The sequence below is a fragment of the Carnobacterium sp. TMP28 genome (assembly GCF_047553015.1).
In the GTDB taxonomy this organism is placed as follows: Bacteria; Bacillota; Bacilli; order Lactobacillales; family Carnobacteriaceae; genus Carnobacterium_A.
In genome coordinates this window covers 1,458,905-1,475,184 of the sequence record NZ_CP180212.1, presented here as the reverse complement: position 1 = coordinate 1,475,184, position 16,280 = coordinate 1,458,905, and the positions used below count along the sequence as shown (strand labels likewise).

The 16,280-nt window shown below is 36.2% G+C and carries 12 protein-coding genes; all 12 read left to right on the top strand.

From position 1 onward, the window contains the following. The first annotated feature begins 186 nt into the window (after nucleotides 1-186). Nucleotides 187-2,427, top strand: coding sequence for a DNA helicase PcrA (pcrA, locus tag ACMHYH_RS07035; protein ID WP_414838703.1), 2,241 nt, complete (start codon nucleotides 187-189; stop codon nucleotides 2,425-2,427). A 372-nt stretch (nucleotides 2,428-2,799) separates the two neighbouring features. Further along, nucleotides 2,800-4,830 carry an NAD-dependent DNA ligase LigA gene (gene ligA / locus ACMHYH_RS07030; protein WP_414838702.1) on the top strand — a complete coding sequence of 677 codons (2,031 nt, stop codon included), beginning with the start codon at nucleotides 2,800-2,802 and terminating at the stop codon, nucleotides 4,828-4,830. After that, complete coding sequence (locus tag ACMHYH_RS07025; protein ID WP_414838701.1) at nucleotides 4,823-5,950, top strand: CamS family sex pheromone protein; 1,128 nt, start codon at nucleotides 4,823-4,825, stop codon at nucleotides 5,948-5,950. Before ligA ends, ACMHYH_RS07025 begins: the two co-directional genes overlap by 8 nt. Nucleotides 5,951-6,097: 147 nt before the next feature. Beyond that, nucleotides 6,098-6,406 carry an Asp-tRNA(Asn)/Glu-tRNA(Gln) amidotransferase subunit GatC gene (gene gatC, locus ACMHYH_RS07020; RefSeq protein WP_414838700.1) on the top strand — a complete coding sequence of 103 codons (309 nt, stop codon included), beginning with the start codon at nucleotides 6,098-6,100 and terminating at the stop codon, nucleotides 6,404-6,406. A 1-nt stretch (nucleotide 6,407) separates the two neighbouring features. Further along, nucleotides 6,408-7,859: an Asp-tRNA(Asn)/Glu-tRNA(Gln) amidotransferase subunit GatA gene (gene gatA, locus ACMHYH_RS07015; RefSeq protein WP_414838699.1), complete on the top strand. Its 1,452-nt coding sequence runs from the start codon at nucleotides 6,408-6,410 to the stop codon at nucleotides 7,857-7,859. A 15-nt stretch (nucleotides 7,860-7,874) separates the two neighbouring features. Continuing rightward, nucleotides 7,875-9,305 carry an Asp-tRNA(Asn)/Glu-tRNA(Gln) amidotransferase subunit GatB gene (gene gatB, locus ACMHYH_RS07010; RefSeq protein ID WP_414838698.1) on the top strand — a complete coding sequence of 477 codons (1,431 nt, stop codon included), beginning with the start codon at nucleotides 7,875-7,877 and terminating at the stop codon, nucleotides 9,303-9,305. A 29-nt stretch (nucleotides 9,306-9,334) separates the two neighbouring features. Then, nucleotides 9,335-10,354 carry a diacylglycerol kinase gene (locus tag ACMHYH_RS07005; RefSeq protein ID WP_414838697.1) on the top strand — a complete coding sequence of 340 codons (1,020 nt, stop codon included), beginning with the start codon at nucleotides 9,335-9,337 and terminating at the stop codon, nucleotides 10,352-10,354. A 365-nt stretch (nucleotides 10,355-10,719) separates the two neighbouring features. Continuing rightward, nucleotides 10,720-12,096, top strand: coding sequence for a 23S rRNA (uracil(1939)-C(5))-methyltransferase RlmD (gene rlmD, locus ACMHYH_RS07000; protein WP_414838696.1), 1,377 nt, complete (start codon nucleotides 10,720-10,722; stop codon nucleotides 12,094-12,096). 268 nt (nucleotides 12,097-12,364) lie between these two features. Next, nucleotides 12,365-12,727 (top strand): DUF2294 domain-containing protein, encoded by a 363-nt coding sequence (locus tag ACMHYH_RS06995; RefSeq protein WP_414838695.1) that lies wholly within the window; start codon nucleotides 12,365-12,367, stop codon nucleotides 12,725-12,727. A 234-nt stretch (nucleotides 12,728-12,961) separates the two neighbouring features. Continuing rightward, on the top strand, nucleotides 12,962-14,185 hold the full coding sequence (locus ACMHYH_RS06990) for an OFA family MFS transporter (protein WP_414838694.1): 1,224 nt from the start codon (nucleotides 12,962-12,964) through the stop codon (nucleotides 14,183-14,185). 573 nt (nucleotides 14,186-14,758) lie between these two features. Continuing rightward, on the top strand, nucleotides 14,759-15,754 hold the full coding sequence (locus ACMHYH_RS06985; RefSeq protein ID WP_414838693.1) for a diguanylate cyclase: 996 nt from the start codon (nucleotides 14,759-14,761) through the stop codon (nucleotides 15,752-15,754). Between the two features lie 81 nt (nucleotides 15,755-15,835). Further along, the gene (locus ACMHYH_RS06980) at nucleotides 15,836-15,994 is read left to right on the top strand and encodes a hypothetical protein (protein ID WP_414838692.1); all 159 of its coding nucleotides are present in this window, start codon (nucleotides 15,836-15,838) and stop codon (nucleotides 15,992-15,994) included. Nucleotides 15,995-16,280: the final 286 nt, after the last annotated feature.

Genomic DNA, 16,280 nt, shown 5'->3' with positions numbered 1-16,280 from the left:
CTGCCGTTCAATAAGTTTTGTTTGTTTTTATTTTTTAAATGAAATCATTTATTCATTTCTCGATTTGAGTTAATCTATGGTAAAATAGATAGTGGAAACTTATGTAAAAATTCATTTTCTTTTATAAAATAAAAAGATGAAACGATTAGACGATTGAGTTTGATACGAAGAGAGGATGGACAAATTTTGGCAATACAAAATAACTTACTAGATGGTATGAACCCAGGACAAAAGGAAGCCGTAGCTTATACAGAAGGTCCTCTTTTGATTATGGCAGGAGCAGGCAGTGGGAAGACGCGTGTATTAACGCATCGCATTGCTTATTTAATTGATGAAAAAGGTGTAAATCCATGGAATATATTAGCGATAACTTTTACAAATAAAGCCGCTAAAGAAATGAAAGAACGCGTTGGTCGTTTGATGGAAACAGGTGGAGACAGTGTCTGGGTTTCAACATTCCACTCTATGTGCGTGCGAATGTTGCGTCGGGATATTGATCGAATTGGATACAACAAGGCTTTTACAATTAGTGATCCAAGTGATCAACAAACCTTGATGAAACGAATTTTAAAAGAACGAAACATTGACCCTAAAAAATATAGCCCAAGAGCGATTCTTTCTGAAATCAGTAACGCAAAAAATGAATTAATGAATGCAAAAGAGTACCGTAATTCAGCAAATAGCTTTTTTGAAAAGCTCGTAGCAGATTGTTACGATGACTACCAACGTGAGTTGCGTCGCAACCAGTCTGTCGATTTTGACGACTTAATTATGCTAACGATTCGGTTGTTTGAAGAAAGCGAAGAGACGCTGCATTACTATCAAAATAAATTTCATTACATTCACGTAGATGAGTACCAAGATACGAACACAGCTCAATACACGCTTGTCAATATGATGGCTAAACGCTTTAAAAATTTATGTGTTGTTGGAGATGCGGACCAAAGTATTTACGGTTGGCGTGGAGCAAATATGGACAACATTTTGGATTTTGAAAAAGATTATCCAGACGCAAAAGTAGTCCTGTTGGAACAGAATTACCGTTCAACTAAATACATCTTAAAGGCAGCCAACGATGTGATTGCAAATAACAACAAACGTAAAGTGAAAAAACTTTGGACAGACAACGATGAGGGCAATAAAATTACTTATTACCGCGGTCAATCCGAAGGCGATGAATCACGATACGTTGTTTCGAAAGTATTAGAAGAAATGAAAGCAGCTCATTACAACTATGGAGATTTTGCCGTTTTATACCGGACAAATGCTCAGTCACGTATTATTGAAGAAAACTTATTAAAATCCAATATTCCTTATAAAATGGTTGGTGGACACAAGTTCTATGATCGCAAAGAAATTCGAGATGTGTTAGCTTACTTGCGCTTACTTGCGAACCCTGAAGACAACATGAGTTTTGAAAGAGTAGTCAACACACCTAAGCGAGGAATTGGTCCAGGTACCATTGAAAAGTTAAGAAGTTTTGCCAATGAATACGAGTGGTCTTTATTAGAAGCAGCGTTGAATGTTTCTATCACGACTATCAAGGGCAAAGCAGCAGGTGAGCTTGAAGGGTTTGCCTTCATGATGCGTGATTTGCAAAAAATGCAAGAATACCTACCAGTAACCAAGTTAGTAGAAGAAGTTCTTGAACGCAGTGGGTACCTAAAAAGCTTAGAGTTGGAACGAACACTTGAGTCTGAAACACGTGTCGAAAATATCAAAGAGTTTTTATCTGTTACCCAACAATTTGAAAAAGATAGTGGGGAAGACAAGAGCTTGCTGACCTTTTTAACAGATTTAGCTCTAGTTTCAGATTTAGATAATCTCGAAGAAGAACCACAAAGTGAAGTGACGTTAATGACACTTCACGCAGCTAAGGGATTGGAATTTCCAGTTGTCTTTTTAATTGGATTAGAAGAAGGGATTTTCCCACTTTCTCGTTCAATGATGGAAGAAGACGATTTAGAAGAAGAACGCCGTTTGGCTTATGTAGGGATCACTCGAGCTGAGAAAAAACTGTACATCACCAATGCTTATTCGCGTGTGCTATATGGAAAAATGCAAAGCAACCAAGCTTCTCGCTTTATCAGAGAAATATCAGAAGAAGTGATCGAATTAGGCAATACCCAAACGACCTATGGCACATCATTTAATCGTTCGGCCAGTGCAGCACCTTATCGTACCAATCAAGCAGAAAAAGCTGCCAGCACACCTTATCAATCGCCAGTTAGCAACAAAAAAGAAAGTGGTGCTGATAAATTAGCTTGGAATACCGGTGATAAAGCGATACACAAAAAATGGGGCGTCGGAACAGTCGTTAAAGTAACTGGCGACACCGATAACTTACAATTAGACATAGCCTTCAAAGAACAAGGAATCAAACGCCTATTAGCCGCATTCGCCCCAATAGAAAAACAAGATGCGTAGCGTTCTGTCTAGCTCCGACAGGAAAATGAAACTTTACCACAAGAGGCTATAGCCTCGAGGATACAGTTGAATTTTCCCGAAGAGCTAGAACGCGAAGCTCAATTAAAACAAGATGCGTAAAACAACGGGTAGTTTCGACAAGAAAATAGGAAAAATTCAAATAAATCTTCGATTTCAAGAATTTTTATCATTTTCTCGATAAACTGTTGTTCGAAGCTCAATGAAACCAAGATGCTGCGAACTCTGTTTAGCTCTGAGAGGAGAATGAAAAAGAACCGCAAGAGGCCAAAAGCCTCGAGGATACTTTTGAATTATCCCAAAGAGCTAGAGTTCAAAGCTCAATGAATATCTAAAGCAGAGAGGAGCTTTCAAATGTCCATAAATCAAACTTTCGAAGAAGCAAAAATAAAAGTAAATGAGTTAAGAGACTTACTTGATAAATATGGCTACCACTATTATGTTCAAGATAAATCTGTTATTTCAGATGCAGAATACGATACCTTGTATAAAGAACTTGTTGAACTAGAAGAACAATTTCCCGATTTAGTTTCTAATGATTCTCCGACTCAACGAGTAGGTGGTACTATCTCATCAGGCTTTGAAAAAGTCGTCCACGCTATTCCGATGCTTAGCTTGGGCAATGCTTTTGATGAAACGGATTTGATTGAATTTGATAACCGTATTAAAAAATTAACAGACAAACCCTTTAACTATATTTGTGAACTAAAAATTGATGGCTTAGCTATTGCACTAAACTACAAAGCTGGAAAATTAGTTCGAGCAGCTACTCGAGGAAATGGGACAATAGGTGAAAATGTTACTCAAAATATCCGTACGGTGAAATCCGTTCCTTTAAAACTAAAGAAGCCTTATACTGTTGAAGTTCGTGGGGAATGCTATATGCCTAAATCATCTTTTGTAGCTCTAAATGAAGAAAGAGAAGAAAATGGCGAAGCAGTTTTTGCTAATCCTAGGAATGCAGCAGCAGGTGGTTTACGCAATTTAGATGCCAAAGAAACAGCCAAACGAAATCTAAGCACTTTTTTCTATACCGTTGCAGATTTTGGTGAAATGACAGCTACTAGTCAAGAAGACGCTTTGAAAGAATTGGATCAATTAGGGATTCGCACCAATCATGAGCGGAACGTTTGTGCAACAATTGAAGAAGTATGGGCATACATTCAATCTTTTCTTGATAAGCGAACTCAATTACCCTATGAAATAGATGGTATTGTTATCAAAGTAAATGAGTTTGATGCACAAGAAGAAATAGGGTATACCGTAAAAGCTCCCCGATGGGCAATTGCTTACAAATTTAAAGCAGAAGAAGGAACAACAACGATTCGTGGCATCGAATGGACAATAGGTAGGACGGGAGTTGTGACACCGACTGCTATAATGGATCCAGTAGTATTGGCAGGCACCACAGTCAGACGAGCTAGTTTACACAACGTTGATTTGATAAAAGAACGAGATATTCGCTTGTTGGATACCGTTGTTGTTCATAAAGCTGGAGACATCATTCCTGAGGTAACTCGCGTTGTTTTAGAAGAAAGACCAGTAGATAGCGAAAGTTATGTTATTCCAACTCATTGTCCAGCTTGCAAAAGTGAGCTAGTCCATTTGGAAGAAGAAGTAGCTTTACGGTGTATCAATCCCAAATGCCCTGCTCAAATGACAGAAGGATTGGCGCACTTTGCTTCACGTAATGCAATGAATATTGATGGAATGGGACCAAAAGTGATTATCCAATTATTTGAAAAAGGTTTGGTTCATGATGTAGCTGACTTATACAAAGTAACGTATGATCAGTTAGTCACTCTGGATAAGATAAAAGATAAAGCGGCCAATAATCTACTAAACGCAATCGATGCTAGCCGCAGCAACTCTTTAGAGCGTTTACTATTCGGTTTAGGCATTAGACACGTTGGATCTAAAGCAGCTAAACAAATTGCGGAGCATTTTGAAACGATTGAACGTATGCAAGCAGCTAAACAAGAAGAAATTATTGCTATTGATGGTATTGGAGAAATTATCGCTGAAAGTTTTGTGACTTATTTTTCACTACCGGAAGTAGACGAACTGATAGATGAGTTGAAATCTTGTGAAGTGAATCTGGTTTATTTAGGCAAGAAAAAAGCAGAAGTTGCCCAAAGCGATTCTTACTTCAATGGTAAAACAGTCGTTTTAACGGGTAAATTGACTCATTTTACTCGTGAAGAAGCGAAAGCTCGTATTGAAAATCTAGGTGGAAAAGTGACAGGAAGTGTTTCTAAGAAAACAGATCTACTTGTTGCTGGCGAAGAAGCGGGCAGCAAATTAGATAAAGCACAAAAACTTGATGTGACTGTTTGGGATGAAACTCAATTAGTGAAGGCATTAGAAGGAGAAGAAAATGAATAGAAAAATCATCGCAACACTGGCTGCTGCTATTTTTTTATTGAGTGCGTGCAGTGATCCGACAGGTGAAAATACAGGTAAAAAAACGGCAGGTACTTCAGGGAAAGTAGATACAACAACGACAACAAATAATCAATTATCAGACGATTATTATAAAACAGTGATAACTAACGGCAGCTATCAAGTAAGTAAAACAAGAGGATCTACACTAGGTTTAAATTCAAATTTCAATTTAAAAGCTTTCGAAACAGGGTTAATGAGCTTATCGCAATTGCACTTCAACACAGATGAATATTATTTCCAAGAAGGACAATACATCGATGGTACAACAGCCAATAACTGGTTAAGACGGGCTAGTAAAGAAAATGAAGATGGTTTGAATCCAGAAGATAACGGAAAAATTGAACCAAATGAACGGAATCCCTATTATTTGAATTCTATTTTAGAACAAGACTATATGATTAAAAAAGACGATAAGTTTACGCTAGGTGGCATGAGCATTGGTTTGTCGATGAACGCTATCGATTATTATCAAAAGGTTGCTTTTGGAGCAGATTATGAAACAAAGATTAGCCGTGATGAGTTACTAAAACAAGGCAAAGAAATGGCGAATAAAATTGTTCAACGATTACGCGAAACACAAGGAATTGGCGATATCCCCATTACAGTAGGTATTTTTGAACAATCCCCTAAAGATAGTTTAGCTGGAGGTAGCTTTATTGCGGAAGCCATTAGTGAAAAAGGCGATACAAAAGTTGGAGAATGGGAAGTATTAAACCAAGAAAAAGTTATCTTTCCTTTAGTAGATAAGACAAGTAATGAATTAACAAACTTTGAAAACTTTAAATCAGAGGTTGAATATTTTTTCCCGAATTTAAGTGGAGTAACAGCTGAAGCTAGTTACACAGCTGATCAGCTTACGAAAATGAAAGTAAGCATTACGACTCAATTTTATGGAGAAAGTGAAATGATTGGCTTTACACAATATGTTGCAGAAAAGGCTGTAACGTTCTTACCGCCGGCTATACCAATCGAAATTACAATCGAATCTATAAATGGAACGGAAGCCTTTATGGCCAGAAAAGCAGGTGAAACAGCTTTTATCACACACGTATTCGACTAAACTGCTAAAAAAAACGGCTTACTTTGATAAGAAAATACACTAAAAAGACACCTGCTCTCTTTCATATAGAGGCTGAAGAGACTTTGTGGTAGAATAGAAAAGAAGTTTTAAGCAATAGGACAGATAGAAAGAGAGTTGAAACCAAAAATGGCCAATATTGATGTAAACGAAGTAAAACATGTAGCTTTATTATCGAAATTAGAATTTCAAGAAGAAGAAATTGTACATTTTACAAAACAAATAGATGACATTATCACGATGGTTGAGCAATTAGATGAAGTAGATACAAAAAATGTACCTGTTACAACACATGGTTTAGAAGTAGCTAGTGTTATGCGTAAAGATGTTGCAACACCAGGAATGGACCGCGATGAATTATTTAAAAACGTTAAGACCCAACAAGATGGATTAATTAAAGTTCCTGCAATGATAGATAACGGGGAGGCTGGAGCATAATATGACTGTATTAGATCATACTTTAGAAGAGTTGCATCACTTATTAGTAAATAAAGAAACAACAGCTGAAGCGATTATGAAAGCTGTTTATGCACGAATTGCTGAAACAGAAGACAAAATCGGCTCATTTATTACGTTAACAAAAGAAGAAGCACTAGAAAAAGCTCGCGCTATGGATGTGGCCGGTATTGATCCTTTGGATATCTTGTCAGGATTGCCAATTGGCATCAAAGACAATATCGTAACAAAAGGCACTCTAACCACAGCAGCAAGTAAAATGTTAGAAGATTTTATCCCCGTTTATGATGCGACTGTTATGGAAAAAATAGCTGACGCAGGAATGATTTCAGTTGGAAAACTAAATATGGATGAATTTGCTATGGGGGGAAGTACCGAGACATCAGCATACAAAATCACCCGTAATCCTTGGAATTTAGCTAAAGTTCCTGGTGGTTCTTCAGGTGGATCAGCCTCAGCGGTTGCTGCCGGACAAGTCCCAATGACTTTGGGAACAGATACAGGTGGATCTATTCGCCAACCAGCAGCATTTACTGGAATCGTTGGCATGAAACCAACTTACGGTCGTGTCTCACGTTTTGGATTGATTGCTTTTGCATCAAGTTTGGATCAAATCGGACCATTGACTCGTACGGTTAAAGACAATGCACTTGTCTTAAATGCGATTAGTGGATACGATGAAAAAGATTCAATGAGCTACAATGAAGCAACTCCTGATTTTACAGCAGGGATTGAAGCTGGCGTAAAAGGCATGAAGATAGGAGTACCAAAAGAGTACTTGCAAGAAGGCTTAGAAGCTGGTGTAAGAGAAGCCGTTTTGAAAGCCATAGAAACCTTTAAAGAATTAGGCGCAATTGTAGAAGAAGTCAGTTTGCCACATTCAAAATATGGTGTTCCTGCTTATTACATTATTGCCTCTTCTGAAGCATCATCAAACTTGCAACGTTTTGATGGAATTCGTTACGGTTACCGTTCACCAGACGCTAAAACACTAGAAGACGTTTACGTAAAATCGCGTTCTGAAGGATTTGGGATGGAAGTGAAACGCCGCATTATGCTTGGAACATTCTCATTGAGTTCTGGTTTTTACGATGCACACTTTAAAAAAGCTGGTCAAACACGGACACTAATCCGTCGTGATTTTGAAAAAGTTTTCGAGGATTATGATTTAATCTTAGGGCCAACGACGACAACAACAGCGTTTAATATTGGTGGCCAAGTGCATGATCCAGTAGCGATGTATTTAAGTGATATCCTAACTGTTCCTGTAAACTTAGCAGGCGTTCCAGCTATCTCTATTCCTGCAGGTTTTTCAAATGGGCTACCAGTTGGGTTGCAATTGATTGCAAAACACTTTGATGAAAAAACGATTTACCAAGCAGCTTATGCATTTGAGCAAGCAACTGATTTCCATAAAGAAAAACCAAATTTGTAGGAGGCGAGAATAAACATGAATTTTGAAACAGTCATCGGACTTGAAGTACACGTAGAATTAAAAACAGAATCAAAAATGTTCTCACCATCCCCAGCACATTTTGGTGCAGAGCCCAATACCAATACAAACGTCATTGACTGGGGTTACCCAGGAGTCTTACCGGTTATTAATGAACAAGCTGTTGAGTTTGCAATGAAAGCTGCGATAGCTTTAAATTGCGAAATTTCAACAGATACTAAATTTGACCGTAAAAACTATTTTTATCCAGATAACCCAAAAGCTTACCAAATCTCACAATTTGATAAACCAATTGGGCACGATGGATACATTGATATTGAAGTCGAAGGCGTGAAAAAACGCATTCGTGTCGAACGCGTTCATTTAGAAGAAGATGCTGGTAAGAATAACCACGGAACAGACGGTTATTCTTACGTCGATTTGAACCGCCAAGGAACACCATTGATTGAAATTGTATCTGAAGCAGATATGCGTTCACCAGAAGAAGCCTATGCTTACCTAGAAGCGCTTAAGCAAATCGTCCAATACACCGGAGTTAGTGATGTGAAGATGGAAGAAGGGTCTATGCGTTGCGATGCGAACGTTTCTTTGCGCCCAATTGGACAAGAAAAATTCGGTACAAAAGCGGAATTGAAAAACCTGAATTCATTCAACTTCGTGCGTCGTGGCCTAGCATTTGAAGAAGTTCGTCAAGAAAAAGTGTTATTGTCTGGTGGAATCATTCAGCAAGAAACACGTCGTTACGACGAAGCAACAGGCGCAACCATTTTAATGAGAATTAAAGAGGGAGCAGACGACTACCGTTACTTCCCAGAACCTGATTTACCTAACTTAGTCATCAGTGACGAGTGGATTGAACAGGTTAAAAATAGTATTCCAGAAATGCCGGCACAACGCCGCATTCGCTATGTGAATGAATTAGGGCTATCTGATTACGATGCAATGGTTATGACCGCAACAAAAGAGATGTCTGATTTCTTTGAAGCAACGTTAGCGAATAAAGCTGATACCAAACAAGCTTCTAACTGGTTAATGGGCGAAGTTTCAGCTTATGTAAACAGCGAAAAAATAGAGTTGCAGGATACAAAATTGACACCAGAAAACTTAGCTGGAATGATTGAATTGATTGCTGACGGAACTATTAGTTCGAAAATCGCAAAAAAAGTCTTCCAGGAATTGATTCAAGAAGGCGGCAGCGCTCAAGAAGTTGTGGAAAAAAATGGCTGGATTCAATTAAGTGATCCAACAAAATTAATTCCAATGGTAAATGATGTATTAGATAAAAATCCTCAATCAATTGAAGATTTTAAAAATGGAAAAGATCGGGCAATCGGTTTCTTAGTTGGACAAATTATGAAAGCAACTAAAGGACAGGCTAATCCAGGGATTGTAAACAAACTATTAAACGAAGAGTTAGCTAAACGCTAACCCTTTGTTGGTAGTAAAGGAGTGTTTTTATGCGTGCCAGAATTATTTATAATCCATCGGCGGGACGAGAGTTAATTAAAAAAAATTTAGTAGATATTCTTCAAATTTATGAAAATGCCGGATATGAGACCAGTGCTTTTGAAACAACACCAAAAAAACATTCCGCACTGGATGAAGCAAACAGAGCAGCTAAGGCTGGCTTTGATTTAATCATTGCTGCAGGTGGAGACGGAACCATTAATGAAGTTGTGAATGGAATCGCTGAATTGGAGAAAAGACCGAAAATAGCCATCATCCCCGCTGGGACGACAAATGACTATGCAAGGGCTTTGCATATCCCGAGAAACAACTTGCTTGATGCAGCTAAGTTAGTGCAAAAGAAAGAAACCATTAAAATGGATGTTGGTAAAGCTATTATGGATGAAAAAGAAACCTTTTTCATTAATATTGGTGGAGGAGGTCTTTTGACTGAGTTAACCTATGATGTGCCATCTACATTAAAATCTGTTTTTGGTTCATTGGCTTACTTCGTTAAAGGTGCTGAAATGTTGCCGCGAATCAAACCGATTCCAATGCACATTGAATACGATGAAGGTGTCTATGAAGGAACAGCGTCAATGTTCTTCATCGCGCTGACCAATTCGATAGGTGGATTTGAACAAATTGCACCCGATGCTTTACTAGATGATGGGAAATTCACCATGATTGTTGTTAAAACAGCCAGTCAGATTGAAATACTTCACCTAGTTGCGTTATTATTAAATGGTGGAAAACACATTGACCATCCAAATATTTTATACGCGAAAACAAGTAAGATTCATGCTAGACCAGCGAATGATTCTAGAATGATGATCAATTTGGATGGCGAATATGGTGGAGATGCACCAGTTACGTTTATTAATCTGCATCAGCATATTGAAATTATCGCAAATAGTGAAGATGTTAGTGCGACCGGCTATGCCTTTGATCATGCTGAAGATGAAGCTTTTATCAAAGAGGTAGAAGGATTAACTCAAGAAGATATTGATGGAGACGGAAAAGTTTCTTAAAATAAAAATAAGTAAACTTTGAGTTTGCTACTCTTTTGTGTCATAATGAAGAGTAGCGAACTTTTTTTAAATGGAACCAGTAATAAACCAGTCTAAAGAGAGAGAGAATAAAAATAGGACATCGCTATCAACTAGCAGTGCTTTATTTTGACCATCTGATCTAGCTGACATTTGAATTTCAATCTTAAGAGATAGATAGGATTAGTTTATCCATCATCCAACAAAACCGGTCGAGTCAGGAACACTCCCAGTTCAATAAGGATGACAAAAAGTAAAGGATATCCAAAAGAACACGCTGACAAAAATAGATCAATCGACAAAAAATATAAAATACTCGTTGAAAAACGAAGGGAGTTTTTTTAAAAATGAAAACCAATAAAACAATACCTGTACAAAAAAATGAAAAGCACACAGTAAAAGTAGAAGACTTAACACATGAAGGCATGGGTGTAGCTAAAATAGATGGCTACCCATTATTCATTGAAGATGCTCTACCTGGTGAAGAAATGGAAGTTAAAATCCACAAAACAGGTAAATCATTTGGTTACGCTAAGAGTATGAAACGCTTGACTTCTAGTCAAAACCGCGTTGAAATGAAAGATGAAAACTTTACACGTGCTGGTATCACACCGTTGCAACACATGCATTACCCAGCTCAATTGAGCTTCAAAAAACAACAAATTAAAAATGTCATGAAGCGTATTGCAAAAGTTTCCGACGTTAAAATTCTTGATACAAAAGGGATGACAGAACCTTGGGGATACCGCAATAAAGCTTCTGTTCCAGTTAGAAAAATTGGCGAAAAATTAACAACAGGATTTTTCCGTAAAAATAGCCATGACTTAATTGCTATGGAGAATTTTTATATCCAAGATCCTAAAATTGATCAAGCCATCATTAAAGTGCGTGATATCATGCGTACGTATAATGTTAAACCATACAATGAAAAAGACAATACAGGGAACTTGCGCCATATTATTGTTCGTCGTGGGTATTACACTGGCGAAATGATGATTGTCCTTGTTACAAGAACAGCAAAATTATTCCCAGCAAGCAAAATTATTCCAGATATCACCGAAGCATTACCGGAAGTTGTTAGCATTGTTCAAAATGTAAACCCAACTCGTACCAATACGATTCTTGGTGAAGATGCGATTGTCTTGTTTGGAGAAGATAAGTACACGGATACATTACTTGGGAAAACATACGAAATTTCACACCGTTCATTCTATCAAGTGAATCCAACACAAACAGAAAAACTATACACTGTCATATTGGATTTTGCTGGTTTAACAGGAGAAGAAACGGTCATCGATGCTTACAGTGGAATTGGCACAATTGCGTTAACATTAGCAGATAATGCTAAGCACGTTTATGGAATTGAATCAATTGAACCAGCAGTTGAAAATGCAAGAGCTAACGCTGCATTAAACAACGTTGAAAATGTTACTTTTGAAGCTGGATTAGCTGAAGAAGTCATGGCTGAATGGAGCAAACAAGGCCGTAAAGCAGATTTAGTTGTTGTAGATCCTCCTCGTAAAGGTTTAGAAGAAGCTTTCATTGACGCTGTTATCGAAATAGCACCAGCTAAAATGATTTACGTCAGTTGCAATCCAGCAACATTAGCACGTGATGTTGCTTTATTAATAGAAGGTGGTTATACTGCTGAAAAGATTCAACCAGTAGACTTATTCCCACAAACAAGTCACGTTGAGTCTGTCACACTTCTTACAAAAAACTAAAACCAACTAAATAAGACTGAAAAGTCTTTAAAGTAAGAGCTTTCGAAGCAGTATTTTCCGTGTCTGTACTAGACAAAGGGTTACCTGTACGAAGGCTCTTTTTTTCTAAACTAGATACAAAGAGTGAGAGAAATAAGTTGGGAATAGTAAGTCAATGCAACTAGCTATTGTAAATTCAATATGCTATAATTTTAAATATTATTGGATAAAGTTAGGGTTTCATCCATGCCCACTACGATCATCAAGGATAGATTTAGGGGGGATTTTCATGACAAAAGGACAAATTGAATCGAAATTAAGCGAAGCAATTAGTAAGTTTGAAATTGAACAGATGGGAAGAGGACCAGAAAAGATTAGAACAGTTATTTTTCAGGATTTAATTATTTTTAGGCTTACAGGTTTTTTGAGTATTTCGGAAAAAAATCTTGCTCAAAATAAGGACGGCGTCGAGCTTATAAAAAAAGTAAGAACAGCTTTATTTGAAAGTGCACGTAAGGAATTAGAAGCAGCGATTAAGTCTGTTATTGATGTTGAGATTATAAGTACGTATTCAGATGTCAGTACTAAGACAGGGGAAAGAATTATTGCAGTAGTGGTAGATCGAAACCTCGAAGAAAATAAAACAAAATAAATTTTGGAAGACGAATTGAAAGGTCTCTGACCAGTCAAAAGTAGCCCAATAGTAAAGAGTTCTCTCAAGAGAGCTTCTTATTATTGGGCTTTTTTTATTTTAAAAAAGTGAGAAGGTAAAAATAATTTTTTAAAGAAACAATCTTAATGAGAAAAGAAAGAGGTTTATTTCTAAAAAATAATAGAGTAAAAGTACATTAAAAATCAGATGAAAGTTGGGATAAAAATGAAAGAAATGACAAGAATCACAAAGAAAGAAAAAAATGGAATGAATCGTTGGATGTATGTTATTTTAGGTATGATCATCATGATTTTCTTAGGAACCGTTTATTCTTATAGTGTATTTAGACTATCATTAGAAAAAGAGTTTCTTATTGGAACAACTGAAAGCGGCATGCCTTATATGATTGCTCTAGCTTTTTATGCATTATTTATGTTTTTAACCGGTAAATACATCAATCGATTCAATCCTCGTTTAATTATTTTGATAGGTGGTTACCTTGTTGTATTTGGATGGATTTTATCTGCATTTGCACCAAATATTATTCTCTTAACCATTGCATATGGCTGTATCGGTGGAGCAGGTGTTGGGGTAGCTTACGGTGTTTTAATGACCGTTATCGCAAAATGGTTTCCAGAGAAAAAAGGATTAGCAGTAGGTATCCTATTGATTGGTTTTGGATTATCGCCTTTAATTACAGCACCGCTTGCTAGATTATTTGTTGAGTCTTATGGTGTGTTCACAACGTTCCTTATATTTGGCATAGGTTTTGGCCTAATTTTACCAGTTCTGTCTTATCCTTTTAAATACCCGACAGAAGAAGAACTAAAAAATATGAAAAGCATTCCGATTAGCCAATCGAGTGCAAAGAATTTTGAAACAAAAGAAATGGTACAATCAAAAAGTTTTAAAGGCTTATACTTAAATTTTGTAATTGGAACCATGATTGGTCTGATGCTCATTGGACTAACGACAAGTGTTGGGATTAACTTTATTGGATTAGAGCCGAATAAAGTGATTCGACTGGTAGCTTTTTTTGCAATCTTTAATGGACTAGGAAGACCTACCTTTGGCTGGTTGACAGATAAACTTAGTTCGAAAAAAGCGATGTTACTATCTTACTCACTGATTAGTTTAGCAGCTCTGGCCTTACTAATCGCAGGTTCAACTAATGAACTGGTTTATGTTTTATCTTTTTCATTATTTTGGTTTAATATGGGAGGTTGGCTAGCAATCGCCCCAGCATCCACACTTAGATTATATGGCCTCAAAAATTATAGTCAAAACTATGGTCTAGTCTTTACAGCTTACGGTATAGGAGCAATTATTGGGGTTTCTTCATCTGGTCTGTTGCTAGATAGTCTAAAAAGTTATGATGCAGTGTTTTATTACGTGATTGCATTAAGTATGTTAGGGATTATTTTGACACTAACATTGATTAACGATAAGAATGAGTAAAAAGGTTAAATTATCCAATTGGTAGAACTTTATAGGACTAATTTTATTGGTTAAGTACCGATTCGAACAGAAAAGAGCGAAACTTTAGTTCATCTAGCGTTCTTTTTTAAAGGAAGATTGTTTCTAAATAAAATTGAGGATACTCAGCTCATTGCCGGACTCTCTTTTTTTAAAACAATGACTTGACGGCATTCTACGTACTAAAATATAAAACTATGGTATAATCAATTTGCATCATGTGAATTCTTCCTTATTTATTGAGAGTTAGTAGTAACGTCAATAAAGATAGAATTTATGTGATGCTTTTTTAGCCAATCAGAATTAGCTTTTTCATAAAAAAACAGCTTACTCTTTTGATACTCGTTTAGGAATGAAACATAGGATTGAATAGCAATGACACCAGTTAAGACAGTCAAAAACTTCTGGTAATTGTTATTTTTTTTACGCTTTTATGCTTAATTAGTTATAACATCAACGAATGAATCTAAGTTAGATTTATAAAATAGTAATGAGAGTAGTAAACCTGTCGTGAAAAAAATTAAGATAGGCTAAGTTTAGTAAGGAGATAGTTACATGAAGAAAAGGACGACTAAATATAGTGATTTATCTAAACCACAACTGATAAAACTTATTGAAGAAATGCAAGAGACTTTTTATCAGGAAGATATTGATAAAAATGAAAGAGAATTAGCTACCTTTCCTTGGATAGGAAGCTTAGGACAATGGCATTGGATAGTTGAAACTGATCGGTTGCTATTTAATGAAAGAAAAGCAACAAACTTAGGGTATAAAAGGGAAGAAATACCAGATGAGGTTGGCTTTGAATTCTTTACTTCAAAATTACATCCGGATGATTACGAAAGAGTGATGGATGATATGCGAAACTATTTGATGCATGAAAGTGATGCATTTGAAGTAGAGTATAGAATCCAAACCAAGGATGGTAAGTATATTTGGTACTATGATAGAGGGACAACGACTAAAGAAGATGAGAATGGTGAAGTATTAACTATTTCAGGGATTGTATTTGACATCACGAAAAGAAAAGTTTTGGAAGAAGAATTACGAGAATCAAATAAGAAGTTAAAACAATTAGTTGATATTGATGAACTTACAGGAGCCTTTACCAGAAGATATATGCTGGATAAAATAGAGAATGAAATTCAGCGTTACAATGTAGAAAAGGCCTGTTTTTCATTAATTATGCTTGATATTGACCATTTTAAATTAGTAAATGATAATTTAGGACATAATATTGGGGATACTGTTTTAAAAGATTTTGTAGAAATAGTTGAAAAAACATTGAGGAAAAAAGATACTCTATCTCGCTGGGGTGGCGAGGAATTTATTGTATTGCTACCGGATACAAACTTATCTAAAGCGGTTAAATTAGCAAATGAGATAAGAATTGAATTAAACCATATATGCATGAAGGATGCTGGTATAGTAACAGCAAGTATTGGTGTTTCAAACTATTATAAGGGTGATTCTACAGATAGCGCAATTAAAAGAGTGGATGACTTAATGTATCAGGCAAAATCTGATGATAGAAATTGTATCAAATATTAAGAGATAGAGATGTATATTTAATTAAATTATGATATAATTTAAATTGTCTACATTTTTTTACAATTGAAGGAGAGCTAATACATGGCTAATACGAATATGGAACAAATGAAAAAACTAATAGAAGCAAAAAAGAAAAAAGGTTCACAACAAAACTCAAGCGACAATGCACCAAATAAAGTTAATGGAACTTCAAGTAAAGGCTTTAAAAATACAAAAAGATCAGGGTCATTAAATAAATAAAATAAAGATAACGGAGGCAATTGCTTCCGTTATCTTTATTTTATTTCCACTATTAAAGAATGAAAGAATTTTTTAAAGAGAAAAGTAACGTTAAAGATAAAAAGCAGCTCTAAATTTTCACAATAAATGGTAGTCAAAGCAAACGAATCTTGTTATACTTGTAGTTGTGTAAACGCTTAGATAGTTGATAAGACAAGTTCAGAACAAAACGAGGCACCAAGCCTTGATAGCACGAGTCTATAAATTAAGTTACAGCACAAATAATAAAAAAGCTAAAAGGGGATAA

Bases quoted from the DNA above. Each gene is read 5' to 3' on its own strand.
- gatA (WP_414838699.1), top strand. From the start codon at position 6,408: ATGACTGTATTAGATCATACTTTAGAAGAGTTGCATCACTTATTAGTA.
- ACMHYH_RS06995 (WP_414838695.1), top strand. From the start codon at position 12,365: ATGACAAAAGGACAAATTGAATCGAAATTAAGCGAAGCAATTAGTAAG.
- gatC (WP_414838700.1), top strand. From the start codon at position 6,098: ATGGCCAATATTGATGTAAACGAAGTAAAACATGTAGCTTTATTATCG.
- rlmD (WP_414838696.1), top strand. From the start codon at position 10,720: ATGAAAACCAATAAAACAATACCTGTACAAAAAAATGAAAAGCACACA.
- ACMHYH_RS06985 (WP_414838693.1), top strand. From the start codon at position 14,759: ATGAAGAAAAGGACGACTAAATATAGTGATTTATCTAAACCACAACTG.
- ACMHYH_RS07025 (WP_414838701.1), top strand. From the start codon at position 4,823: ATGAATAGAAAAATCATCGCAACACTGGCTGCTGCTATTTTTTTATTG.
- gatB (WP_414838698.1), top strand. From the start codon at position 7,875: ATGAATTTTGAAACAGTCATCGGACTTGAAGTACACGTAGAATTAAAA.
- ACMHYH_RS06990 (WP_414838694.1), top strand. From the start codon at position 12,962: ATGACAAGAATCACAAAGAAAGAAAAAAATGGAATGAATCGTTGGATG.
- ACMHYH_RS06980 (WP_414838692.1), top strand. From the start codon at position 15,836: ATGGCTAATACGAATATGGAACAAATGAAAAAACTAATAGAAGCAAAA.
- ligA (WP_414838702.1), top strand. From the start codon at position 2,800: ATGTCCATAAATCAAACTTTCGAAGAAGCAAAAATAAAAGTAAATGAG.
- ACMHYH_RS07005 (WP_414838697.1), top strand. From the start codon at position 9,335: ATGCGTGCCAGAATTATTTATAATCCATCGGCGGGACGAGAGTTAATT.